Genomic DNA, 252 nt, shown 5'->3' on the forward strand with positions numbered 1-252 from the left:
TCGAAGCCGAAGTCCGAGTTCGACGGGCCTTCCACGTTGCCCTCGCTCTTGGACCAGGTATACGAGGCGTTGAACGCCCACTTGTCGTCCCAGGCGCGGTCGAGCATGAACTCCAGCGCGCGATAGGTGCGCTTGGGCTTGACCCAGCCGCGCTCGCCGACGTAGTTGCCGTTGGCGTCGTACAGCGCCCAGCCGGCGCGCGAGGTGTCGATGTCGACGTAGCCGTCCTTGACCCCGTCGCAGTTGGTGTCG

The 252-nt window shown here is 65.9% G+C and carries 1 protein-coding gene; it reads right to left on the reverse strand.

The features are described 5' to 3' along the window. Positions 1-252, reverse strand: a 252-nt coding sequence (locus tag HKX41_12450) for a hypothetical protein (GenBank protein NNC24946.1), incomplete at both ends; no start/stop codon positions are given.

The sequence above is a fragment of the Salifodinibacter halophilus genome (assembly GCA_012999515.1).
GTDB classification, from domain to species: domain Bacteria; phylum Pseudomonadota; class Gammaproteobacteria; order Nevskiales; family Salinisphaeraceae; genus Salifodinibacter; species Salifodinibacter halophilus.